This is a genomic window from Pigmentiphaga sp., assembly GCF_033795525.1.
Classification (GTDB): Bacteria; Pseudomonadota; Gammaproteobacteria; order Burkholderiales; family Burkholderiaceae_B; genus Pigmentiphaga.
Map to the genome: position 1 here is coordinate 73,617 of NZ_JARYGM010000008.1, position 23,507 is coordinate 97,123.

20 protein-coding genes are annotated in these 23,507 nt (G+C 66.0%); 17 read left to right on the forward strand and 3 right to left on the reverse strand.

What is annotated here, in order from left to right; all coding sequences use genetic code 11:
* Window position 1 precedes the first annotated feature (1 nt).
* Window positions 2–1,042, reverse strand: a complete 1,041-nt coding sequence (locus QHC78_RS16725) for a Rossmann-fold NAD(P)-binding domain-containing protein (protein WP_319746540.1) — start codon at window positions 1,040–1,042, stop codon at window positions 2–4.
* 32 nt (window positions 1,043–1,074) lie between these two features.
* Here QHC78_RS16725 and QHC78_RS16730 point away from each other — a divergent pair, with 32 nt between their 5' ends.
* From QHC78_RS16730 to ugpQ, 6 genes are all read left to right on the forward strand, one after another.
* Window positions 1,075–2,121: a CDP-6-deoxy-delta-3,4-glucoseen reductase gene (locus QHC78_RS16730; RefSeq protein ID WP_319746541.1), complete on the forward strand. Its 1,047-nt coding sequence runs from the start codon at window positions 1,075–1,077 to the stop codon at window positions 2,119–2,121.
* A gap of 69 nt (window positions 2,122–2,190) precedes the next feature.
* Window positions 2,191–3,381, forward strand: coding sequence for an acetylornithine transaminase (locus QHC78_RS16735; protein ID WP_319746543.1), 1,191 nt, complete (start codon window positions 2,191–2,193; stop codon window positions 3,379–3,381).
* Window positions 3,382–3,414: 33 nt separating this feature from the next.
* Window positions 3,415–4,626 carry an NAD(P)/FAD-dependent oxidoreductase gene (locus tag QHC78_RS16740; protein WP_319746545.1) on the forward strand — a complete coding sequence of 404 codons (1,212 nt, stop codon included), beginning with the start codon at window positions 3,415–3,417 and terminating at the stop codon, window positions 4,624–4,626.
* A gap of 138 nt (window positions 4,627–4,764) precedes the next feature.
* The gene (locus tag QHC78_RS16745) at window positions 4,765–6,015 is read left to right on the forward strand and encodes a D-amino acid dehydrogenase (RefSeq protein WP_319746547.1); all 1,251 of its coding nucleotides are present in this window, start codon (window positions 4,765–4,767) and stop codon (window positions 6,013–6,015) included.
* 20 nt (window positions 6,016–6,035) lie between these two features.
* The gene (locus tag QHC78_RS16750) at window positions 6,036–7,502 is read left to right on the forward strand and encodes an extracellular solute-binding protein (RefSeq protein ID WP_319746549.1); all 1,467 of its coding nucleotides are present in this window, start codon (window positions 6,036–6,038) and stop codon (window positions 7,500–7,502) included.
* On the forward strand, window positions 7,499–8,275 hold the full coding sequence (gene ugpQ / locus QHC78_RS16755) for a glycerophosphodiester phosphodiesterase (RefSeq protein WP_319746551.1): 777 nt from the start codon (window positions 7,499–7,501) through the stop codon (window positions 8,273–8,275). Before QHC78_RS16750 ends, ugpQ begins: the two co-directional genes overlap by 4 nt.
* 7 nt (window positions 8,276–8,282) lie before the next feature.
* Here the strand turns inward: ugpQ and QHC78_RS16760 are convergent, their stop codons facing one another.
* Window positions 8,283–9,026, reverse strand: a complete 744-nt coding sequence (locus QHC78_RS16760) for a metallophosphoesterase (protein WP_319746553.1) — start codon at window positions 9,024–9,026, stop codon at window positions 8,283–8,285.
* Window positions 9,027–9,163: 137 nt separating this feature from the next.
* Here QHC78_RS16760 and QHC78_RS16765 point away from each other — a divergent pair, with 137 nt between their 5' ends.
* Genes QHC78_RS16765 through QHC78_RS16805 form a run of 9 tightly spaced genes read left to right on the forward strand, consistent with a single transcriptional unit; the run spans window position 9,164 to window position 19,203 of the window.
* Complete coding sequence (locus tag QHC78_RS16765) at window positions 9,164–9,901, forward strand: TrbG/VirB9 family P-type conjugative transfer protein (RefSeq protein ID WP_319746555.1); 738 nt, start codon at window positions 9,164–9,166, stop codon at window positions 9,899–9,901.
* Between the two features lie 3 nt (window positions 9,902–9,904).
* Entirely contained in the window at window positions 9,905–11,509 is a 1,605-nt protein-coding gene (locus tag QHC78_RS16770) for a secretin GspD/PilQ domain-containing protein (protein ID WP_319746557.1), read from the forward strand.
* A gap of 9 nt (window positions 11,510–11,518) precedes the next feature.
* Window positions 11,519–12,832 (forward strand): type IV pilus inner membrane component PilO, encoded by a 1,314-nt coding sequence (locus tag QHC78_RS16775; RefSeq protein ID WP_319746559.1) that lies wholly within the window; start codon window positions 11,519–11,521, stop codon window positions 12,830–12,832.
* Window positions 12,825–13,337 (forward strand): hypothetical protein, encoded by a 513-nt coding sequence (locus QHC78_RS16780; RefSeq protein ID WP_319746560.1) that lies wholly within the window; start codon window positions 12,825–12,827, stop codon window positions 13,335–13,337. Before QHC78_RS16775 ends, QHC78_RS16780 begins: the two co-directional genes overlap by 8 nt.
* Complete coding sequence (locus QHC78_RS16785) at window positions 13,334–15,253, forward strand: GspE/PulE family protein (RefSeq protein WP_319746561.1); 1,920 nt, start codon at window positions 13,334–13,336, stop codon at window positions 15,251–15,253. Before QHC78_RS16780 ends, QHC78_RS16785 begins: the two co-directional genes overlap by 4 nt.
* The gene (locus tag QHC78_RS16790) at window positions 15,250–16,353 is read left to right on the forward strand and encodes a hypothetical protein (protein WP_319746563.1); all 1,104 of its coding nucleotides are present in this window, start codon (window positions 15,250–15,252) and stop codon (window positions 16,351–16,353) included. The genes QHC78_RS16785 and QHC78_RS16790 overlap by 4 nt, the downstream gene beginning before the upstream one ends.
* Before the next feature lie 19 nt (window positions 16,354–16,372).
* Window positions 16,373–16,948 carry a type 4 pilus major pilin gene (locus QHC78_RS16795; protein WP_319746612.1) on the forward strand — a complete coding sequence of 192 codons (576 nt, stop codon included), beginning with the start codon at window positions 16,373–16,375 and terminating at the stop codon, window positions 16,946–16,948.
* Between the two features lie 8 nt (window positions 16,949–16,956).
* A complete protein-coding gene (locus tag QHC78_RS16800; RefSeq protein WP_319746564.1) occupies window positions 16,957–18,522 on the forward strand; it encodes a type II secretion system protein in 1,566 nt (521 codons plus the stop codon).
* 12 nt (window positions 18,523–18,534) lie between these two features.
* The gene (locus tag QHC78_RS16805) at window positions 18,535–19,203 is read left to right on the forward strand and encodes a hypothetical protein (RefSeq protein WP_319746566.1); all 669 of its coding nucleotides are present in this window, start codon (window positions 18,535–18,537) and stop codon (window positions 19,201–19,203) included.
* A 23-nt stretch (window positions 19,204–19,226) separates the two neighbouring features.
* Here the strand turns inward: QHC78_RS16805 and QHC78_RS16810 are convergent, their stop codons facing one another.
* Entirely contained in the window at window positions 19,227–20,261 is a 1,035-nt protein-coding gene (locus tag QHC78_RS16810; protein ID WP_319746567.1) for a CAP domain-containing protein, read from the reverse strand.
* Window positions 20,262–20,472: 211 nt separating this feature from the next.
* Here QHC78_RS16810 and QHC78_RS16815 point away from each other — a divergent pair, with 211 nt between their 5' ends.
* Together QHC78_RS16815 and alaS are read left to right on the forward strand one after the other, a co-directional pair.
* Entirely contained in the window at window positions 20,473–20,664 is a 192-nt protein-coding gene (locus QHC78_RS16815; protein WP_319746569.1) for a YqaE/Pmp3 family membrane protein, read from the forward strand.
* Window positions 20,665–20,867: 203 nt separating this feature from the next.
* A complete protein-coding gene (alaS, locus tag QHC78_RS16820) occupies window positions 20,868–23,483 on the forward strand; it encodes an alanine--tRNA ligase (protein ID WP_319746570.1) in 2,616 nt (871 codons plus the stop codon).
* Window positions 23,484–23,507: the final 24 nt, after the last annotated feature.

Here is a 23,507-nt window from a genome sequence, read left to right on the forward strand (position 1 = left end):
GTCAGCGCGTAGGGGGGTAATACCCCAAGGCGTGCTGCACCGAGGGGTAGCGCAGGCGCACGCGCAGCTCGGTGCGCAGGCGGCGGTTGTCCAGGCGGCGGGACTCCTGCATGAAGGACCACATGGCGGGGGTGACCGCGGCGCGGACCTGGGCGGCGGGCAGCCGCGGGGGGCGTGGAAGGCCCGCTGCGTCGGCGACGGCATCGAAATAATCGCCCATCTTCAGGTCCTGCCCATCGGCGGCGTGGACGACGCGCTGCGGCCGGCCGCGGTACAACGCGGCTTCTAGCGCCCGCGCAAGGTCGCTGATCTCGATGTGGTTGGTGTAGACGTCGTCGTCGGGCGCCAGGCGCGGCAGGCCGTTCTTCAGGCGTTCGAGCGGCAGCCGCTGCGGGCCATAGATGCCCGGGATGCGCAGCACCGTCACCCGCCAGGGCGCCAGCCCCAGCCGCGCACGGCGCGCGCGGGCGGGAGCGACGGTGCGCCAGGTGCGTTCGGCCGCCACCCGCCGCTTGCCGCGTGCAGATGCGGGGCGCACGGGCGCGCTTTCGGCGAGCCGCCGCCCCTGGGCGTCGCCATAGACGCCGGTGGTGCTGGCATACACGACGGTCAGCGGACGGCCGATGCCTCCTGAGGCGGGCCGGCGTTTGGCTACAATGGCGGAATACCGGCTCGGCAGGGCGTCGTGGTCCGGCCGGGCCGGCAGCGCGCGCGTTCCCCGAGCGGGCCGCCGCAGCAGGGCCGACAGCCGTCTGGAGCGCGGGTCGCCGTCGCCGTGGCTGGGCGGTGGCGCCAGCATCAGCACGTGGGCTGCCAGTCCGCGCAGTCTATCGAGTTGCGCGGGAGCGTCCAGGTTGCCCAGGATGGGGATGGCGCCGGCCGTTCGCAATACCGGCAGGCGGTCCGGGCTGGAGGTCAGCGCGAATACCCGTTTACGGGCCGCCAGCCGTTCCAGGACGTGCATGCCCGTGTCGCCGCAGCCGACGATCAACAGGCGCGGGCGTCCCAGGCGCCTGGCCGGCGCAGGCAGCAGGATAGTCATCGTATTTCCACTGTTTTTATAGGATCCAGGTGATGAGTCATCAGGTCACCGTTCTGCCGAGCGGTCATCAGTTCATGGTCCAGGATGGCCAGACCGTGCTCGATGCCGCGTTGCAGGCAGGCGTAATGTTGCCTTATAGCTGCAAGAATGGAGCATGTTCGTCTTGCAAGGGCAAGCTCGTCGCCGGCGAGGTCGAGCTGGGCCCGCACCAGGCCCAGACCTTGACCCCGGAAGAGGCCGAGCTCGGCCTGACCTTGTTCTGCGTCGCCAAGCCGCTGTCCGACCTCACCATCGAGGCGCGTGAGGTCCAGGGCGTGGCCGACATTCCCATCCGCAAAATGCCATGCCGCGTGCAGGGCCTGGCCGACGCCGCGCCCGACGTGAAGATCGTGCGCCTGCAGTTGCCTGCCACCGAGCAGCTGCGCTTCAACGCCGGCCAGTACGTCGAGATCATCATGAAGGACGGGCGCCGGCGTTCGTATTCCATGGCCAATGCGCCTCACGAGGAAGGCGGGCTGGTGCTGCACATCCGCCACCTGCCGGGCGGAGCCTTCACCGACCACGTATTCGGCGCGGGGGCGACCCGGCTCAAGGAACGCGACATCCTTCGTTTCGAAGGGCCGTTCGGTTCGTTTTTCCTGCGCGAAGACAGCCACAAGCCCATCGTCATGCTGGCAAGCGGCACAGGCTTCGCCCCCATCCGGGCGATGGTCGAACACATGATCCACAAGGACATCCGGCGGCCGGTCCACCTGTATTGGGGCGGGCGCCGTCCGCGCGACCTGTACATGGACGAAGCGGCGCGGTCGTGGGCGGACGCCCGTGCCGATTTCCACTATGTGCCGGTCGTCTCCGACGCGCTGCCCGAAGACGCCTGGACCGGCCGCACGGGCTTCGTCCATCGCGCCGTCATGGACGACCTGCCCGACCTCTCGGGCTACCAGGTCTATGCTTGCGGCACGCCGGTCATGGTCGAATCGGCCCATAGGGATTTCGTACAACAGTGCGGCCTGCCGGAAGACGAGTTTTATGCGGACTCTTTCACCTCCGAGGCAGACATCGCCCGCAACACGGTGTAATGTTTACCGACCCGCCATGCCGGCGGGTCATCCATTTTCCGCCCGCCGGGCACGCAAGGAGTTTGAGTCATGGAATTCGGCCAGTTCAACGTCAACGCCCTCATGGAGATCACGCAGCGTCCGGACCTCGTGTTCATCCGAGGGCAGGGGTCGTGGCTGGAGGATCACGCCGGCAAGCGGTATCTCGATTTCATCCAGGGCTGGGCGGTCAACTGCCTGGGCCACTGCCCGCCCCAGATCGTCAAGGCGGTGCAGGATCAATCCCGGCTGCTGCTGAACCCGTCGCCGGCGTTCTACAACCAGCCGTCGATCGAACTGGCCACGCGCCTGACGGGCGCCTCGTGTTTCGACCGTGTGTTCTTCGCCAACAGCGGCGCCGAGGCCAACGAAGGCGCGATCAAGCTCGCGCGCAAGTGGGGCCAGGTGCACAAGCAGGGTGCGTTCAAGATCATCACCTTCAACCATAGCTTCCACGGGCGCACGCTGGCGACCATGTCGGCATCCGGCAAGCCCGGCTGGGGTACGCTGTTCGCGCCCCAAGTCGATGGCTTCCCCAAGGCGGAGTTGAATGATCTGGCCTCGGTCGAGGCCCTGATCGACGACCAGACCGTCGCGATCATGCTGGAGCCGGTGCAGGGCGAAGGCGGCGTCATCCCCGCGAGCAAGGAATTCATGCAGAACTTGCGCAAGCTGGCCGACGCCCGCAAGCTGCTGCTGATCGTGGACGAGGTGCAGACCGGCATGGGCCGTACCGGTACCATGTTCGGATACGAGCAGTCGGGCATCCGGCCGGACATCATGACGCTGGGCAAGGGCATAGGCGGAGGCGCCCCGCTGGCCGCCATGATGGCGAGGGAAGAGGTGTGCGTGTTCAAGCATGGCGACCAGGGCGGCACGTACAACGGCAATCCGCTCATGACGGCCATCGGCGTGGCGGTGTTCGACACGCTGGCGGCGCCGGGTTTCCTCGAAGGCGTGCGGCAGCGCGGTGAACACCTTTCTGCCGGCCTGCTGAAGTTGGCCGCCAAATGGGGCATGCCGGGCGAGCGCGGCAACGGGTTGCTGCGGGCCCTGGTCATGGACCGCGAGGACGGGCCCGCCATCGTCGAACGGGCGCGTACGCTGGAACCCCATGGCCTGCTGCTGAACGCGCCGCGCGGCAATCTGCTGCGCTTCATGCCGGCGCTCAACGTCACCACGGATGAAATCGACCAGATGCTGCAGCTGCTGGACGGAATCATCGCGACGCTGCGCAAGTAAGCGCAATCTGCGCAGACTTCCGACATACACGCCATGACCCGTCTCGTGATCGTCGGCGGCGGCCATGCCGCCGCGCAACTGGCCGCCGCGTTGGCGGAGAAGCAGTTCTCCGGCAAGATCGTCATCGTCAGCGACGAGCCCGTGGTCCCTTATCACCGGCCGCCGCTGTCCAAGACCCTGATCAAGGATCCGGACGCGCCGCTGCCTGAATTGCGCGGCGCGGCGTTCTACGAGGAGGCCGGCATCGAGCTGCGCCTGGGGACGCGCGTGCAGCGCATCGACAGGGCCCGCAAGCTGCTGCGTCTGTCGTCGGCCGCCGGCGAAGGCGAGCTCGGCTACGACCATCTCGTGCTGGCTACCGGCGCCAAGGCGCGCGAATTGCCGCAGGCACCTCCCGGTACCCCCGGCGTCCATTACCTGCGCACCTACGTCCAGGCACAGGCGTTGCGGGACGCCTTGCCCGCTGCCCGGCGCGTACTGGTGCTGGGCGGCGGCTTCATCGGCCTGGAGCTGGCCGCCACGGCACGCCAGCTGGGCAAGGACGTGACGGTGTTCGAGGCCATGCCGCGGCTGCTGGCGCGTGCCGTTTCTCCGCAGATTTCGGACTTCCTGCTGGAAACGCATCGCAAGGCGGGCATCGATATCCGCCTGGGCACGCAGGTGGACGGACTGCATCGGGTGGACGCACGCGTCGAGGGCGTCGTCGTAGCGGGCGAGCCCGTATCCGCCGATCTCGTCATCGCCGGCATCGGTGCCACGCCCGACGTGGACCTGGCCTGCGATGCGGGCTTGCGTTGCGAGAACGGCATCGTAGTGGATGCCACCCTGGCCACGGAGGACCCGGCGATTTCCGCGATCGGCGATTGCACGTCGTTTCCTCATCCGGCCTGGCCGCAGCCGCTGAGGCTCGAGTCTGTCCAGAATGCCAACGACCAGGCGAAGACGCTGGCGGCCAGGTTGTGCGGCAACCCTCAGCCCTATGCCGCCGTGCCGTGGTTCTGGTCCGACCAGGGCGAGGCCCGTCTGCAGATCACCGGCCTGTGGCGCGCCGGGTACGAGGCCGTCGTGCGTCCCGCCACCCGCGGCAGCGGTTTCTCCGTGCTGCATTTCGAGGGGACGCATTTGAGGGTGATCGAATCGCTCAATTCCCCCGTCGACCAGATGGCGGCGCGCCGCCTGATGCAGGCAGGCCAGTCGCCCGACAAGGCCACGGCGGCCGATCCTTCCATCCCCTTGAAAGCCTGAGCCGCAGGCCTGCCTGTCCTCGCGGCGAGCCGGCCCGGGGCCTTGCATGCGGACTCGGACAGGACGATACACTTACGCTTTATACCGCCTGCCGGGGTGGCGCCGTGGCGGGCTTGCCGCCTGGCTCGAGGAGCAAAAATGAAAGTCGTCGTATTAGGTAGCGGAATCATCGGCACGTCCAGCGCATGGTGGCTGCGCCAGTCCGGCCATGACGTAACGGTGATCGACCGCCAGCCCGGTCCGGCGCAGGAAACCAGTTTCGCCAACGGTGGCCAGATCTCGGTGTCGTATGCCGAACCGTGGGCCAATCCCCAGGCGCCGCTCAAGCTCGCACGCTGGCTGCTCCGGGGCGATGCGCCGCTATTGTTCCGGCCTCGCGCGGACTGGCATCAGTGGCTGTGGTGCCTGGCTTTCCTGCGCGAATGCCTGCCGGGGCGCCTGCCGCGCAATATCCGCGCACTGGTCAACATGGCGGCCTACAGCCGCGAGACGCTGCAAACGATGCGGGCCGAACTGGGCATCCAGTACGACCACCTCGAACGAGGCATCATCAATTTCTACCGCGACGCCGCCGAGTTCGACGCTTCGCAGAAAGCGGCCGACCTGATGCGTGAGTACGGCGTGGACCGCCGCATCCTGACTACCGAAGAGCTGGTGGCCCTGGAGCCGGCGCTCGCTGCCCAGAGTCACCGCATCGTGGGGGGAGACTACACCGCTGCCGACGAAAGCGGCGATGTCTACCGGTTCACCACCGCGCTGGCGGACAAGGCGGCCGCGGCGGGCGTCGAGTTTCTCTTTTCCACGCAGATTACCCGCCTGGTCGACGAGGGAGGATGGGTCAAGGCGGTCGAAATCATCGATGCCCAGGGATGCTACGGCAAGATCCGCGGTGACGTATTCGTGGCCGCGCTGGGCAGCTTCACGCCCGAACTGGTACGCCCGCTGGGTGTGCCTTGCATGGTCTATCCGGCCAAGGGCTACTCGGCGACATACCCCGTTACGGATTCGGCCCGCGCACCTACCGTGAGCCTGACGGACAGCGCTCATAAAGTGGTATTTTCGCGCCTGGGAGACAAGCTGAGAGTCGCTGGCACGGCCGAGCTCAGCGGCTATTCCCGTGCGCTGAACACCGCGCGCTGCGAAGCGCTGACGTCCCTCACCGGGGAGCTGTTTCCCGGGGCCGTGGATCTGGACAACGGGGCCTACTGGGCCGGCCTGCGCCCTGCCACGCCTTCGAACGTGCCGCTGATCGGGCGCACGCGCCTGCCGAATCTGTACTTGAACACCGGACATGGCACATTGGGTTGGACCATGGGCTGTGGGTCCGGAAAGGCCGTTGCCGATCTCATCTGTGGCCGCCGGCCGCAGGTCGATTTTCCTTTTTTGTGAGGTCCCGCTTGAGCTTGACCATGTTTTCTGAGAACGGATCGATGCAGCCGGCCAGGCGCTGGCTGAAATGGAGCGTGGCGGCGATGGCCGCCGGCGCATTGGCCCTGGGCAGCCTCGGGGCCACCGCGGCGCAGAACACCAAGAAGAGCACCGCCAAGCCCGCCGCCAAGACGTCGGCCAAGAAAGCGCCTTCGTCGGGCAAGAAGGCCGCGGCCGGTGCCGCGGCGGCGGGCGGGGCGGCGGCAGCGGCGGCGTCCTCCGGGCCGATCGAACTGCAGGTCTGGCATACGATGAACCCTCCGCAAGCCGCGGAGTTCGATACGCTGGTGCAGCGCTTCAACGAACAGCAGCACGGCTTCACCGTCAAGGTGACCGCCAAGCCCTCGCCCGAGGCACTGATCGAGGACGGTACCGCCGCCGTGCGCGCGCGCCGGGCGCCGCACTTGATCGAGCTGCCGGATAACCGGTCGCCGGAGTTCATCGCGCGCCAGGGTGCCATCCTGCCCATGCACCAACTGCTCACCAAATATCCCATCAAGGACCTGCGCTGGTTCCTGCCGCAGACCACCAGCACCATGCGCGATGCCAAGGGCAGGCTGCTTGCGCTGCCCTGGATGGCCGACATCCCGGTCTATCTGTATAACCGGGATCTGTACCAGCGCGCGGGCCTGAACCCCGACGCCCCGCCCCGTACCTGGCGCGAAATGCAAGGGCACCTGCTGGCGCTGCTGCAGAGCGGTGTCAGCTGCCCGTACGCGACCAGCTGGCAGACCTGGGTGCACGTCGAGAACCTCTCGGCCATGCACAACACGGCTTATGCCACCCGCAACAACGGTTTGGACGGCCCCGGGGCCCAGCTGCTTGCCAATGACCTGCTGCACGTGCGGCACCTGGCGCTCATGATGAGCTGGGTGCGCAGCAACCTCTTCCCCGTCCGCTCCGAGCGTGACCAGGCCGATGCCCACTTCGCCTCGGGCGAGTGCGCGGTGTTGACCAGCGGCGGCAGCGCACTGGCCCAGGTGCAGGGCAAGGCCAATTTCTCGTATGGCGTAGCGCCACTGCCCTACTATGAAGAGGAAGCTTCCAGTCCCAGCACGCCTTTTGTCGGCGGTTCGGCATTCTGGGCGCTGGGAGGCCATTCCACCGCCGAACAAAAGGCGCTGGCCACCTTCATCGCCTATCTGGCCTCGCCCGTCGTGGCGGCCGAGTGGCACCAGAAGACGGGCTTCCTGCCGCTGACCGAGGCGGCCTACCGCGCGTCGGAAGTTTCGTTCTACAAGAACATTCCCGGCGCCGAGTCCGTGATTGCGGCCATGTCCAAGCCGCCGGCCAAGTTCACGCGCGGCTTCCGGTTGAGTAACTACTACCGTGTGACCGAGATCATCGACAGCGAGCTGAACGCCGTCTGGGACGGCAGCAAGCCGCCCAAGAAGGGGTTGGACGACGCGGTCGCGCGATCGTCGGCGATCCTCAGCGTGAAAAAATGACGGCCGGGGCCAACGCCGACCTCCAGACGCGCTGGCCGTACCCCCGGATACTGGCCCACCGCGGCGGCGGCGCATTGGCCCCCGAAAACACCATGGCGGGGATGCGCGAGGCCCATGCCCGCCGCATGCGCGGCGTCGAATTCGACGTCATGCTGGCGGCGGACGGCATTCCCATCCTGATGCACGACACCGAGCTCGGGCGCACCGTGCCCGGGGTCGGTGACCTCGGCGCCTTCGACTCCGAAGAGCTGGGGCGCATGGATGCCGGCGCCTGGTTCTCTCCGCATTTCCAAGGCGAGCCCGTGCCGCGCTTGGAGGACGCCGTGCAATGGCTGCGCCGGCACGATGTCTGGATGAACATCGAGATCAAGCCCATGCCCGGCCACGACGTGGATACCGCCGAGGTGGTCGGCCAGATGGTGCAGGATCTGTTTGCGGATGTATCGGACCCCACCCGGCGGCCGCTGTTTTCGTCGTTTTCCGTCAAGGCCCTGGACGCCGCGCGCGAAACCGCGCCCGGCATTCCGCGCGGCCTGCTGGTGGAAGGCGTGCCGCCCGATTGGGAATCGCGCCTGCGGTCGCTCGGGTGCGTTTCGCTGCATTGCCGCCACGACCGGCTCGACGCGGGCCTGGCCCGGCACATCAAGACAGCCGGCTATGGCCTGATGTGCTACACCGTCAACGATCCCGCGCGGGCGCGGGAGCTTTTCTCGTGGGGCGTGGACGCCCTCTGCACCGATCGCTACGACGTGATCGGCGCCGACTTCCGCTGAGCGCCGCTCAGATCTCCACCACCAGTTCGGGATCGAAGTCTTCGTTCTCTCCCGGGTATCCGCCCGGGTTCGCCACTACCCGCGCCTTGCCGATGCGGTAGTCGAAGCAGGTGTGGGTATGGCCATGTACCCACAGGTCGGCCTTGGCCACGAGATCGTCCAGGTGGGACGAGAAGGCCGGCGAGAGCTGATTCCCCTTGTATTGCTCCGGGACCGAGCGTTCGCTCGGTGCGTGGTGGGTGACGACCACCGTTCGGCCGGCGTAGGGCGTATCGAGCTGGGCCGCCAGCCAGTCGCGGGCCTGGCGGTGCAGTGCAATGCATGCCGTCGGGGTGAACCGTCCCGTGTCGGTATCGATGCAACTGAAGTCCGGCATCACGCGCATGGCCATGGCCTGCGCCAGCTCGTCGCCCGGCGAGCCGTACAGCGCGAAGTCCGCCCATAGCGTGGTGCCCAGGATGCGAACGCCCTGCAGTTCGAGCGATTCATTCTGCAGCAGGTGGACCCCCTGGCGGCGCGCCGTCTCGCGCATCTTGCGGTCCAGCCGGCCCATGTGGGCGGAATAGAACTCGTGGTTCCCGGGGACGTACACCACCGGTGTAGCGCCGAAGGTCCGGCCGGCCCATTCAATGCCCAGATCGTGAGAGTGGATGTCGCCCGCCAGGACGACGAGATCGGCATCGATGTCGGGAAGCGGCCGGTTGCCGCCGAAGTGTTCGTGATGGAGGTCGGAGAGGATTCGGATGCGCATGGGAGGACAAAGACGACCTTACGTACGTAGTTCACACGCTACTCGCGCCTGGCTGCCTGCGGCACGATGCAGCCCTGTACGCGGCCCGGGCCGCGACGTTTTGCCAAGGGTTGATTATGCATCTGTGCCGAACCGCCGTGTCTGTTCTTGCCGTGCTGGGGTGGGGCGCCGCTCATGCCCAGGCCGTGCCGCCGGCATCGGGGCCCGCCGGCGCGGGGAGCGCCTACGATTTCGCCTACCGCGTCGTGGGCGACACGCGGGTCGCCCCCGTACAAGTCTTTGACGACGGGCGGCAGACCTACATGCAGTTCCGCGTTGGCCAGCTTCTGCCGGCAATCTTCCGGGTGGAACCGCAGGGCGAAAAACTGGCATCGGTGGCTTGGCAGGGCGGCTATGCGGTGGTGGAGGGGACGGCAGGCGAATTTTCCCTGCGCATCGGCAACGTGGTCGCGCGCGCCCACTACCAGGGGAGCGCGTTGCGTCCTGGCGCGAATGGCGGTGCCGATGGTCGTATCTCGGGCGTGCCCGTGGTGCCGGGCATGAAAGGCGCTGCCGGTCAGGTACCGGCGCGGCCCGCCCAGGGCTACGAGGCGACTCCGGCCGACCGCAATATACGCCAGGCCTTGATGCGTTGGGCCAAGGCCGCCGGTTGGACCTTCGAGGCCGAACACTGGACGGTCGACGTGGATATTCCATTGGCCGGCTCCGCCCGCCTGGGCAGCGACTTCAAGGCGGCGGTGCGGACGTTGCTGGCATCCACCGAGCTGTCGGCGCACCCGCTGCAGCCGTGCTTCTATTCCAATCTCGTGCTGCGCGTCATCCCTTACGCCGAGTCGTGCGACCGTACCGCGTCGGCGGGCGGCCGCCAGGGGTAGATCATGTCGCCATCCCGTTTCTTCCGTTTCTTCCGGTACGGCAGCATGGCCGCAGTCCTGTGCGCGAGCGGCTGCGCCCACATCGATGCCGTGCGCAGGATCGACGACGGGGCGGCCCGCGCCTCCGAACATATCGCCAAGGCCCGGATCGGATTCCAGGAGTCCGTGGTGAACGCCACCCGGCGCCTCCAGGCCCAGGAGGTCGACCGGCCGTGGCTCGCAGGGCGCGCACAGCCGTTGTCGCGCGAGGTCACCTTGCCGGAGCCGCTGCGCGCCTCGGTCGAGACGGCGCTCATGTTCCCCGGGGGCAGGGTGGATCTGCCCACGCTGGGCGAACAGGTTTCGCTCGCTACCGGGCTGCAGGTGCGCATCCGCCCCGATGCCTTGTTGCCCTATGAATCATTTCTGCCTCGCCTATCCACGCAAGAGGCCGCAGGCGGCACGCCCGCAGCGCGTCAAGTGGCGCTGCCTACGGGACTGCATCCCCTGCCGCGCTTGCTGGATCTCGCGGCCAACCGCCTTGGCGTCTATTGGAAGTACGAAGCCGGGGCCATCGTCTTCTACCGTACGGATACCCGGGTTTTCAACGTTCGCGCGCTTACCCTCAAGGCGTCGGCCGCAGCGAGCCTCGGCCGGGCCGGAGGGGGCGGGACCGGCACGTTCGAAAGTGCGTCGTCCACGCGCATCGAATCGAGCGGCAGCGACGCACTGGCGGCGGTCAAGACCAAGCTCGAACCCTTTCTCACGCGCGCGGGCGTGATCGCCGCGAACGGCGATGCTTCCGGGCTCATCGTCGTTACCGATACACCGGAGGCGCTCGATCGCGTGGGCGTGTTCCTCGAGAGAGAGAACAAGGCGCTGACCCGGCGGGTGCGGCTCATGTTCGAAGAAATAGAGTTGGTGGCCAAGAACCAGAGCGAGCAGGGCATCGACTGGAACCTGGTGTACCAGCGCAGTCGCGATGCGCTGCGGGCCGGGACGTCCGAATCGCTGGTATCGGATGTGGCGGGCGCGGGCCTGGGCCTATCGATCACCGGCGGGCGCTGGGATGGAACATCTTTGATCCTGAAGGCCTTGAGCGAGGTGGGCACCATCGTCCGGCGCACCACCGTCCCCCTGCAGACGCTGAACCGGCGTCCGGTGACGCATGCGGTGCGCACGACCTTCACCTATATCGACCAGGTACAGGTCACGACGGTTGCGTCATCGGCCGGTACCTCCACCGCGCCATCCGTTACTCAGAAGGAGGAAACGGTGGGTACCTTCCTCACTGTCATTCCCGACGCGCAGGATGACGGCCAGGTACTGCTGACCATCGCCTACGACAGCACCGTGGCCCAGCCCCTTAAAACCTTGACCTTCGGAGCGAACGGCAACCAGGTTCAACTGCAGCAGAAGACGATCGACGGCATGGGGACCGTGCAGCAGGTCGAACTGCGCCCCGGCCAGCCAGTGCTCATCTCCGGATTCGAGCGCTCGCAGGACCAGTACGACAAGCGAAGGCTGGACGAGAAGGCGCCGCTCATTTTCGGCGGCTCCGGCAAGACCGCGCGGGAGCGACGCAATACCGTCGTCCTGATCACCGCGCAGGTCGAAGAGGGATTCTGAGGTTCGGGCATGAACGACTATGTCCTTCTTCCTTGTCCTGCCGATGACCGCCTGCTGGTCCTGGGCATGCGCTGGCACACCATTCTAGGCAGCCGGCTGGACCTGCGGGCCAGGCAGAAGGCACGGCAGGCCAAGGCCTCGCATTATGCGCACGCGGAAAACTCCGAGGCGGTCGGGGTAGTGCGCCTGCATCGCGCGGATCGCGGCGAGGCCGGGAAAATCCATAGCGCCGCGCTGGCATTTGCCGCCGAGCATAGGCAGGGCATCGTTGCATTGCGCGCCAGCCTGCCCGACGGCCGCGTATGGGTGGTCGCCGCCCAGGCCGGCAAGGTGTTGACCCAGTCGGACCGCATCTATCCCACCGACGGCGATGCGCGGATGGCGCTGGACGACCTCGCGGAGCGCTATGGCGACGGCCTCACGGTGCTGTCGTTCGAAGATGACGATCCGCCGGGCCAATCGCTGGCCGCGATGTTGGGCGAGTCGGCGCAGCGGCATTTGCTTCGCCCCGCGGGCTGGGCCTTGCCGTCCGTTCCGCGTCCGCTTGCGGTGGCCGTTCTGGGTTGCCTCGCGGCCTTCCTGCTGCGAGGGCTCTGGGACTGGTACCAAGGTGTCCGCAGCGACCCGCCCCCGGTGCCGCAGCGCGTCGACCCGCAAGCGGCGTGGAGCGAGGTCTACAGCCAATTCGAGCGGCGGACGCGAGTCCATGCCGGCAAGGACTGGACCGCCTTGTTAAGCGGACTGGCCGAGTTGCCCGTCGACGTAGGCGGCTGGCGCTTGTCCTCGGCGCAGTGCAAACGGGCCGTTGCGGCAGACTGGTCCTGCCTGGCCCGATACGGACGGGCCCATCGGCTGGCCACCAATGCCAGCTTCCTCGCCGCACGTCCCTCCGGGTGGCACGAGAACTGGCAACCCATGGACGCGGTGGTGGCGGAGTTCGCGATAGCCGGCGGGGGGCGGGCGCTCGATTTGGCCAAACTCAAGAGCCTCGCCCAGCACGAGAACGAAATCATCACCTCCTTGCAGCAGCTGCTGCCCGTGCTCTCGAGCGCCACGCTTGGCGATGCCACCCCGGTCCGGCTCGAAGCCCCGCGCGACGAGCTGGGGCAACCCATACCGGCCATGGGCGGCGGGCCGCTCATTCTTGAACGCGCCCTGACCCTTGAAGGACCGTTGCGGTCGCTGTTCCTGACGCCCGACACGCTGTCCGACCAGATCGAGTGGCGTTCGGTTTCCCTCACCGTCGACGAAGCCGCGGAACCGTCGTTGAATCGCAGCCGGCTCATGGCCGGTCTTTCTGGAGTGCTCTATGCACATGAGTAAGCAGGCTACGTGGCGCGTTGGTGCCGTCGCGGCCGGACTATTGCTGCTTTTCTGCCACGTCGAGGCGGCCGAGGCAGAGCTCGGCAAAGTGCGGGAAATGCTGAGGCTCGATACGGAACGGGCGTTGGCCGCGGAACGCTCCCGCCAGGGAAGCCCCAAAGGCGCTTCGCCGGCGCCCGCCCGACGTGGGGACCGGCTCGTGCTCTCTTCCATCCATGGATTGCGCGGAGACCTGAGCGCGGTCGTCCTGGTGAACGGGGAAGCCAAACTCTATCGCCAGGGCCGCGACCTGCCGCGCGGTACCGTGTCCCCCGCACATGAATATAGGCTGCAGCGCATCGACGAGGACTGCGTCTATCTGCGCAAGGGACGGACCGGGGAGCGGTCGGCATGTTTTACGCCGCCGCAACTGGTGCCGCCCCGGCGCGCCAGCGAGGCGCCCGGCAGGCCGGCTGTGCCGCCCCAGTTTCCCCTGCTGGTGCCGCCTCCGGGGGGACGCCCATGAACTTCCCCGTCTGGTCCAGGGCAGCCGTGCCCCTAGGCGTGTCAGCCCGCTTGCGCAACCGCCGGATGGCGGACGCCCCGGCTCCGCCCGGCTCTGGCGAATCCGGCCGGGACATCGGCGAACCGGCGCATGCCGGTATCGCCCGCATGGATAGCCGGGACCAACTGGCACGGATGACGCCGGCCTTCAAACGAGTGCTGCGTACCGAGTTCGACGTCGGCAACCTGCTGAACAAGCTCTGCCCAGTGGAGCTGGACAACGGCCAGGTCGCGCTGTTCACCGTCGACGACTATGTCCGTAGCGAGCAGATAGAGGAGTTCGAGCGCATGGTGCGGGAACGCGGCCGCGTGCTGGCCGCACCCGCCAGGGTCGTCGTGCCGGCCACCCTGCTGCTGTCCATCGTGCGCGGGCAGATTACGGGCGAGACTTTGCGCTCGCGTCGCCGGGTGCTGCTGGACCCGGTAAAGAGCTCCATGGCGGGTGCTTTCCATGACATCGTCGCCTGGGGCGTGCGCCATGGAGCGAGCGACGTCCATCTCAATGTCAGGACGGCCCATCCTGAATCCGAGATCCGGTATACGGTAGGCGGCCGCTATGTCATGCCCGACAGATTCCGCGGTATGCAGACGTCGACCTTGATGGAAGTGCTGGCCGTCGCCTACATGGACATCCAGGGTGGAAACGGCGCTGTATTCGACCCGGTGGTGGAGCAGCAGGGAAGCATCCTGCACGAGGTCGACGGATCGATGTTCATGCTGAGGTGGGCGTCGCTGGCCACCGATGCCGGTGCCTCGGTCACGATGCGCCTGTTGCGTATGGACACGCGCGAGCAGGCCCTGGATTTCGCACAGCTTGGTTACCTGCCATCCCAGATCCGGACCATCGAAAGGGCATTGACAGCCGAAGGCGGGGCCATCGTGCTGGCTGGGGTGGTCGGATCCGGCAAGTCGACCACCATCGCCTCGATGATGTCGTCCATTCCTTCCACGCGCAAGGTCATTACGCTGGAAGACCCGGTCGAATATCTCATTCCCAATGCCTTGCAGAACAGTGTCAGCCGGTCGCTCGACGGATCCGTATCGAACGAGTTCGATGCCAAGCTCAAGACGATCAAGCGGTCCGCCATGAACGACCTGCTGATAGGCGAAATCCGCGACCGCTCCACCGGCCGCGCGTTCATGGATCTCGCCAGTTCGGGAAGCAGCCTCTATACGACGACCCACGCCGGCTCCGCGGCGCTGATTCCAGACCGTCTTGCGTCCGATTTCATAGGCGTGTCGCGCAGGTTGCTCGCCACGCCCGGGATACTGAAGCTGCTGGTCTACCAGGCGTTGCTGCCGACGCTGTGCCCTCACTGCGCGTTGCCGATTTCCAGCCTGTTCGACCATGGCGCTCCCGATCAGGAGCATGGGTGTCCAGGCCGGGATTACTGGCTGTCCTACGCCGACCGGTTGCAGGTGCTCTACGGCCTTGATATCGCAACCCTGAAGGTACGCAATCCGGAGGGATGCCCGGGCTGCCGCCGAAGTGCCCTGGCCGAACTCCAGGGATACGCGGGGCGCACGGTCGCCGCGGAAATGATAGATCCGGCCATCGACGACGACTTCCTGCGTCTGGTGCGGCAGGCCGATACGATCGCGTTGCGCGATTACTTCCGCTTCCAACGGCGGACCGCTTTCGACCATCCCGATATGACGGGCAAGACCGCCATGGAATGCGCCGTCTACAAGGCCTCGCAGGGGTGGATCGATCCGCGGGATATCGAGCCCAGGTTCGTCAGCTTCGAAACGGTGCAGCTGCGTAACCGGAAGCTGGCCCAGGCCGGCAAGAGACGCCCGCGCCGCCTTGCTTCGGGACGTGTTCCGGCGCTGGTGGATGGCAGGCGGGCACCCCGTACCGGGAGCGGGCGGGCATGAACCGGCTTGCCGAAGTCCTGCGGGTATCGTGGGCGGCCTGGCGGTTCAGGCCGGGGCGCGCCGACTACTACGACTACCTTGCCGACGTCATGGAGGCCAGTAGCGGGCGCAAGACACTGCGGGACATCTTCCTCGACGATGCCAGGCGGTACGGGACCCATCCTCGCGGCGTGCTGGCGGCTTATTGGGCCGGCCGCTATCAGGAGGGGGGCGGCGACCTCTATGAAACCTTCCGGTCGACCCTGCCTGCCGACGACCTGGTCCTGATAAGGATGGCCCAGCGAGGCGGAGCCGGGGCGCTGGAGCAGATGCTGCGCGATGTCGCCGCGGTCACCCGGCTGGTGGACGAAACGCGCCAGACGCTGGCCGGAACCCTCGCGGTCGCCTTGGCTGCGGTACTGGTCACGTTTGCGATGATTGTCGCCGTTCCGTTGTTCACCGTGCCGCGGTTGAAGCGGGCATTCGGCATGGTGCCCGACGAGTTCGCGGGCATCCTGACCCGCAGGCTCTATGCCTTCGCAGAGTTCATTCAAGGGCACTTGTTCATCGCGACGATGTTGCTCGCGCTGGCCATTTATTTCGTGGCATGGTCCATGCCGAACTTGACCGGACGGATGCGCCGAGTACTGGACCGATGCTTTATCTGGCGTCTTTATCGCGACCTGCAAGGCATACGGTTCCTCGCTTCGCTGGCGACCATGGTCAAGAAGCGGGGCAATGTCACCACGGCTTTGCGCGAGGCACTGGATCTACAGGTGGACGGCGCCAGCCCGTGGCGCCGTTGGCACCTCGAACAGATGATCGCCAACATCGACGATGGCCGAGTCGGCAGCGCTACGTTCGACACGGGGATCATCGAGCCGGAAACCTTGTGGTTTCTCACCGACCTGACCGCCGCGCGGGGCATGGACAACGCCTTGCAGCAAACGCGCGTGCGCCTGGAAGGGCGATCGTTGCGCCAGGTCGCAAAGAAGGCGACCGCAGCCCGGTGGGCGTTGCTGCTGACCTCCGTGGGTGTGGCACTGGCCATCGTGTTCTGGCATCTCGGCGTCGTCCACGAGATGCGGGCCGCCCTGATCAACTACTACTCTAGCCGATGAGGTATTGCGCATGTCCCGCCTGTCCCATGTCCGTCCCGGCCGACAGAATGGCTTCACCCTGGTCGAGGTCGCCATCGTCGCTGCGATCGTCTTGATTGCCGCCATCGTCGGCATCCCTGCCATCAATGGCTACATCATCGAGAACAAGGTTCCGACCGTCGCCCAGGAACTGCAGCGCTTCATCGCCCGCACGAAAGTCACCGGCCAGGGCCTCGGCAACACGCCCTATGCGGGAATCGGCATCGCCCAGCTGGCGAACGCGTTGCGCAGCAGCAGCGTGATTACGGTGGCCGGGACCGGCTTGGCCGCGACGGTGCGCCACGGCCTCGGTGCCACCGACGGACGCATTTCCCTGGCGGCCGACACGATTACTTCGGCGGGCGACGCGTTCGGCCTGACGCTGGACAAGGTCAACGAGGCGGCATGTCCCTCCCTGGCGGCCGTCATGCAGCGGGTGTCCGAACGCATCGTCATCAACGGTGTGACGGTCAAGCAGCCCGGTACCGGCGGCGCAGCCGGGGTCTACAACGCGGTCGGCGCCGACGGCGCGTGTACCAGCGGCGACACGAACGCCTTTTCCTTTACCGCGCGCTAGAGGCTGAAATGCCCCGGCTGACTATCCGGCTCGCCCGCTTCGGCATGGCGACGTCACAGCGCGGCCTGACGCTGATCGAACTGGCGATCGCCGGCAGCATCGTGATGATCCTCACCGTGCTGGCTGCCGGGCGGCTGATGCAGGAGGTGGACGACGCGGCGGCGGAGGCAACCGGCACTTACCTGCTGGCGGTCAAGGGAGCGCTGGATGGCTACCTGGTCGAGCACTATGACGCCTTGGCAAAAGGCGATGGCGTAGCAGGCGTTGCAAACGCGCTCGCCCCCACCTTGAGCGAACTGCGGGCGGCCGGCATGCTGCCGGCCTCTTTCCCCGACCGCACCCCCTTCAACCAGACCGTGGCCGTCCGCATCGACCGCAGTGGCACCTGCCCCGGCGCGGGTTGCAGGATGGACGCGCTGGCCCATACCACTACGCCATTGCGTACACCGGGATCGCCCGAACCGAATTCCGATCTCCTGGCCAAGGTCATCATGGCGAGCGGCGGATTCGGGGGTGCGGCCTATATCAACCAGCCCTCGCTCGTGCGAGGCCCCACCTATGCCGTGCCCAACCCCCTCGGCGCCACGGCGGGTATCGTCGGCGCCCTGGCCAGCCTCGACACTACCCTGTTCCACCAGTTCGTCCGCATGCGGGATAGCCGCAATCCCGACCTCCAGGGCGGGCTGGACGTCGCCGGCGCCGTCACGTTTCATGACTCCCTGGCGTTGCGCGGCGCCGGCGGAGACTGCGTGTCCGCCGTCAATACAGGGGTGCTGAGCGTTCAGTGCGCCGGGGCGCTGGAGGCCAAGACCGGGCTGTTCCGCGCAGACAACGGCAGTGTGGTGCAGATCGATCCCGTATCGGGGGTAATCGCCAGCCAGCGCATCAAGGGCGCGTTGGGGCTTGCCACCGACCGCGGAACGATTTTCGACAGTGCCGATGCCCAGCCCACCATACGCGTGGCTGCAGGACAAATGATCGTGGCTACGGGCGAGGGGCTGGCGCTCACCGTAGCCGGCCGGGATCTCGTCGGCCATGCCAGCATTTCCGCCGACCGGTTAGGCATCAGGGAAGTATCGGTGGCCAACAGCCCCTGTGTTCAGCGCATATCCGCCGCCGCAGGCGTGAACGCCGAATTCGCCCGCACTGCGGCCGGCGGCCTGCTGGTATGCGCGGGCGGCGCCTGGCGGGAACTGGCTGCCCTGGCCGCTGCCGGTACCGCCTGCGCGCCCAACGGTGCCTTCGCCACGGACTCCGGCAGCGGAACCGGACTGGTGTGCCGATTGGGCGTCTGGATGCGCGCGGACGACCTGCTCTCCAGCTACGTCATGGTCGGCAGCCAGATCGTTGCTTCGGGCGACATGGTGCCCAAGCCAGCATGTGGACAACTGGGCACCGCCACGGGCACACCGCTCATCTACCTGTTGCCCCAGATCGAATCATCCAAGGCCTCGTCCTTTACGCGCAAGGCTGTCGATGCCGGCGCGGCGTGGCAAGTCCAGCTGCTGGATTACGACGGCACGGTGCTTGGCGGTCAGGCCAGGGCGATCGCCCAGATTTATTGCAAATACTGAAGGAGGACGTCAATGAGAAAACTTGCCTGGGCAGCAGGCGGATGCCTGGCTGTGACCCTGCAGGCCCACGCCCAACTGGCCGCCCCGCAAACTAGGGGGGCATGGGCGGATTCGACGCTTATAACGGGCGTGGCTGAGAAGGTTATGCCGGATGCTCCCCCTATACCGTCGGCCCCTGTCGATCCTCGCCCTATTACGCCTATGCCACCTCTTACTGTGCAAGAGCTACTCAATAGGATGAATGGTGCCGAACTATATTTTCGGCAGCTCCGGGACCGAAGGAGTGGCTGGGACGAACTTCCCGGAACCCTGCGAGTTGTTGTGCGTAATTCAGGGGCGGAAATTCAGGCCCATAATGCCGGGAAAAATAACTGGTACCGCTTGTGCACGCTGGCCCCTACGACTACTGAATGCGTAGTAAGTGCCGGCTCTTCGGTAGGGGCGAACCTCGTGATAGATATCACGAGCTCGGCAATTTCTGTAAGTGATGCCTATTGCCAAGCCGGTTTCTCTGGAACCGTCGAGGCGCATGCGACATTTACATGGGAAAACTACAGCATGGGTCATGGCGCCTTTTCTAATCAGAACTGGCGTTTACAGGTCGTGGATAACGGCTACTCGGGCTATTTCTTCCAGAATGGTCGTTTTTCTTCATCCTGTTATTACGAAATGCCCGGATAAACGCCTGTTCGAATAAACGCAGTCTAACTGGGGTGCCGTGTCCTGAACTGCCATGTAGCATTCACTGGTTCCCCGGCCTGGGTGGCGCTGATCTGTACCTCGTAGGTTTTGCCAAACTCTAGTGGGATGGTAGGAAGCAAGAAGACGCAACCTTGATAAATCGATGCCGGGGTTAAGTTCGCGTCCTCCACGACGTCTGCCTCAACGCCGTCTTGCGCCTGTAACGCCGAACTCACCAGCAACCGGATGGGCACTGTGGTCGCGCTGCCTTCTTCTTGAAGCGCTGCTTTGGAAATCTTGAGCATCGCGTAGTTGTCTAGCGCTCCGCACAGCATGATGGGCGTTCCAGCAATCTCGAGGTCGGGGGCAGGGTTAGGCGATTCTCTAGCGGGTGCGAAACGTGGGTTGACGTCCTGCTGGTCGCCTGTCGGCCAATGCCATAGCGGCCCCGTAGCCAGTAGTCCGTTTGCAGTCGTGCCCAGCGTGATGCTGGTGCTGGAAAGCGGGCCCGGCGTCGTGGTACGGTCGACCCCTATGCCGATCTGGTTGGCTCGGGGGTCCAAAAGTCCGTGGAGGTGATAGACCGACGAAAGAAATGACTCGATGGCCTCGACTCCGGGAGGATCGTAGCTGATTATTTCGACGACAGGAGTGTCTGTGTAACCCTGAACGAGGGCTCGCGATAAGGGATCTTGCCCCGTAAACCACGGCTTATCGGGGTCCTCTCCGTGGCCCGTCACATAGTTCCTAACCTGATAAGTCGCATGCGCCTGCGCCGCCGCATCCAGCTGGGCGTTCTGTTCCACGGCGCTCACACCTGCCGCCAGGCGTGCTTCATTCAGGCGGATGAAGGCGGCAAGCTTGTCGCCGGTGTAGCTGGACGTAGGCATTTCGGTAATGGGCTGGTCGATTTCCGACGGGGGAGTGGGCGTTGGCCCAGGGCCTGCGGAGCCGCCATCATCGCCGCCGCCGCAGGCGGTGAGCAGCGCGGTCAGCGGGAGGGCGCGGATGATGCAGCCTAGGGTGCTGAGGGAGGTGCGTTCGGGGGTTGAATTCATGCAGGGCGTCCGGTGTTCGTGGAAAGGTTGTCACCCCGATGTGGTACTGCCCGCGCGCAGTGGCCGGCCAATATGTCGAGGGCATCCGATCTAACGGGCCCATGGATCGTTTCGATATGAGGGGCTTTACGTACGTAGTCGGGGGTGCCAGCCGGTTTCTTTTCGCAGCTTCGCGGCTAAAATGGCCGGCCTATGTGATTCCAGACCGGCTATGCGTCTTCTCCTTGCTCTCCTGCTCCCCTGGCTTCAGTTTTTCACCATCGGTCGCCCCTTCGCCGGCATCTTCTGCCTGATCCTCCAGATCACCCTTATCGGCTGGATTCCCGCCGCGATCTGGTCCGTGTACGGGTTGAGCCAGTACAAGACCGACCAGAAGATCAAGAAGGCGCTGGCCGACCGCTAGCCCACTGCGCCAGGCGGGGCGGGCAGGGGGCCAGAGCGGGCTCCCGGCCCTCGAACGTCCGGGCTACACGGATACGCCCGTTTTCCGGCGCCGGGCCGGAGGCGCGCTTTCGTGCCCGCGTCCCTCTATAATTGAGGATTCGATATTTATCCGGGGATGCAAACGGGCGCTGCTGGCGATTCATCCCCCTACTGCGTGCAGCGATGAAATCCGCCGAGATCCGTCAGAAATTCCTTCAGTTTTTCGAGTCCAAGGGCCACACCGTGGTGCCGTCCTCGTCGCTGGTGCCCGCCAACGACCCGACCCTGCTCTTTACCAATTCGGGCATGGTGCAGTTCAAGGACGTGTTCCTGGGCAACGAGGTCCGGCCCTACAAGCGCGCCACCTCGTCCCAGCGCAGCGTGCGCGCGGGGGGCAAGCACAACGATCTCGAGAACGTCGGCTATACCGCCCGGCACCATACGTTCTTCGAGATGCTGGGCAATTTCAGCTTCGGCGACTACTTCAAGCGCGAAGCCATCCACTACGCCTGGGAACTGCTGACCACGGTCTACAAGCTGCCCAAGGAAAAGCTCTGGGTCACGGTCTATCAGGAAGACGACGAGGCCTACGGCATCTGGCAGAACGAGATCGGCGTGCCGGTGGAGCGCATCGTGCGCATCGGCGACAACAAGGGCGCCCGCTACGCCTCGGACAATTTCTGGCAGATGGCCGATACCGGCCCCTGCGGCCCGTGTTCGGAAATTTTCTACGACCACGGCCCGGAAATCTGGGGCGGTCCCCCGGGATCGCCCGAGGCCGACGGCGACCGCTACATCGAGATCTGGAACCTGGTGTTCATGCAGTTCGACCGCGACGCGGCGGGCAACATGACGCCGCTGCCCAAGCCTTGCGTGGACACGGGCATGGGGCTCGAGCGCATCGCCGCCGTGCTGCAGCACGTGCACTCCAACTATGAAATCGACCTGTTCCAGAACCTGATCAAGGCGGCGGCGCGCGAAACCGGCTGTACCGACCTGGCGGACAATTCGCTCAAGGTGATCGCCGATCACATCCGTGCCTGCTCGTTCCTGGTGGTGGACGGCGTCATTCCGGGCAACGAGGGCCGCGGCTACGTGCTGCGCCGTATCATCCGCCGCGCGCTGCGTCACGGCTACAAGCTGGGGCAGACCAAGCCCTTCTTCCACCGCCTGGTGAAGGACCTCGTGGCCGAGATGGGCGAAGCCTATCCCGAGCTGGCCAAGGCCCAGGCACGCGTGGAGCAGGTGCTGCGCCAGGAAGAAGAGCGCTTCGGCGAAACCCTGGAACACGGGATGAAGATCCTGGACAACGCGCTGGCCGCGCTCAAGCCGGGCGCCGCGCTGGATGGCGACACGCTGTTCAACCTGTACGACACCTATGGCTTCCCGGTGGACCTCACGGCCGACATCTGCCGCGAGCGCAACGTCGAAGTCGACATGGAAGGTTTCGAGGCCGCCATGACGCGCCAGCGCGAGCAGGCCCGCGCCGCCGGCAAGTTCAAGATGGCCGCCGGCCTGTCCTACGATGGGGCCAAGACGGTGTTCGAGGGCTATACGCATCTGGCAGCGCAGGGCAAGGTGACGGCGCTGTACGTGGACGGCGTGTCGGTGCCGCGTATCGAGGCCGGCCAGTCCGCCGTCGTGGTGCTCGACCGTACGCCTTTCTATGCCGAGTCGGGCGGGCAGGTGGGCGATGCCGGCGTGCTGGTGCATGGCAGCGTGCGTTTCGACGTCGAGGACACCCAGAAGATCCAGGCTGACGTCTTCGGCCATCATGGCAAGCTCGCGTCCGGTTCGCTGGCGGTGGGCGATACGGTCGATGCGCAGGTCGACGAGGTGCGCCGGGCGCGCACCATGCGCAACCATTCCGCAACCCACCTGATGCACAAGGCGCTGCGCCAAGTGCTGGGCGAGCACGTGCAGCAGAAGGGCTCGCTGGTCGATCCGGACAAGACCCGTTTCGACTTCGCGCACGACGCGCCCATGACCGCCGAGCAGATCGCACAGGTGGAAGCCATTGTCAATCGCGAAGTGCTGGCCAATACGCCGGTGCAGGCGCAGTTGATGGCTTATGACGACGCCGTCAAGGGCGGTGCGATGGCGCTGTTCGGCGAGAAATACGGCGACGAGGTCCGGGTGCTGGACATCGGCTTCTCGCGCGAGCTGTGCGGGGGCACGCATGTCTCCCGCACCGGCGATATCGGCTTGTTCAAGATCGTTGCGGAAGGCGGCGTCGCGGCGGGGATACGGCGCGTCGAGGCCATTACCGGCGACAACGCCCTGGCTTACCTGCAGAATCTCAACGCCACGCTGGCCGCGGCCGCAGGAGCGCTCAAGGTCCAGCCCGGCGACCTGCCCGGACGCATCGCCCAGGTACAGGACCAGCTCAAGAGCCTGGAGAAGGAAATCGCCCAGCTCAAGAGCAAGCTGGCCAGCAGCGCGGGTAACGATCTGGCGGCCTCGGCGCTGGAGGTCAAGGGCGTCAAGGTCCTGGCTGCGACCCTGGATGGCGTGGATCCGAAGTCGCTGCGCGAAACCGTCGATCAGCTCAAGAACAAACTGAAGTCGGCGGCGATCGTGCTGGCTGCCGTCGATGGCGGCAAGGTAAGCCTGGTGGCCGGCGTCACCGCCGATGTATCGGGCAAGGTCAAGGCCGGTGAACTGGTCAATTTCGTGGCTCAGCAAGTGGGCGGCAAGGGCGGCGGCCGGCCCGATATGGCCATGGCCGGCGGCTCCGATCCGGCCGGCCTGCCGCAGGCGCTGGCCGGCGTGCAAGGCTGGGTCGAAGGCCGTCTTTAAGCAAGGCGCATGGAAGGAAGCATC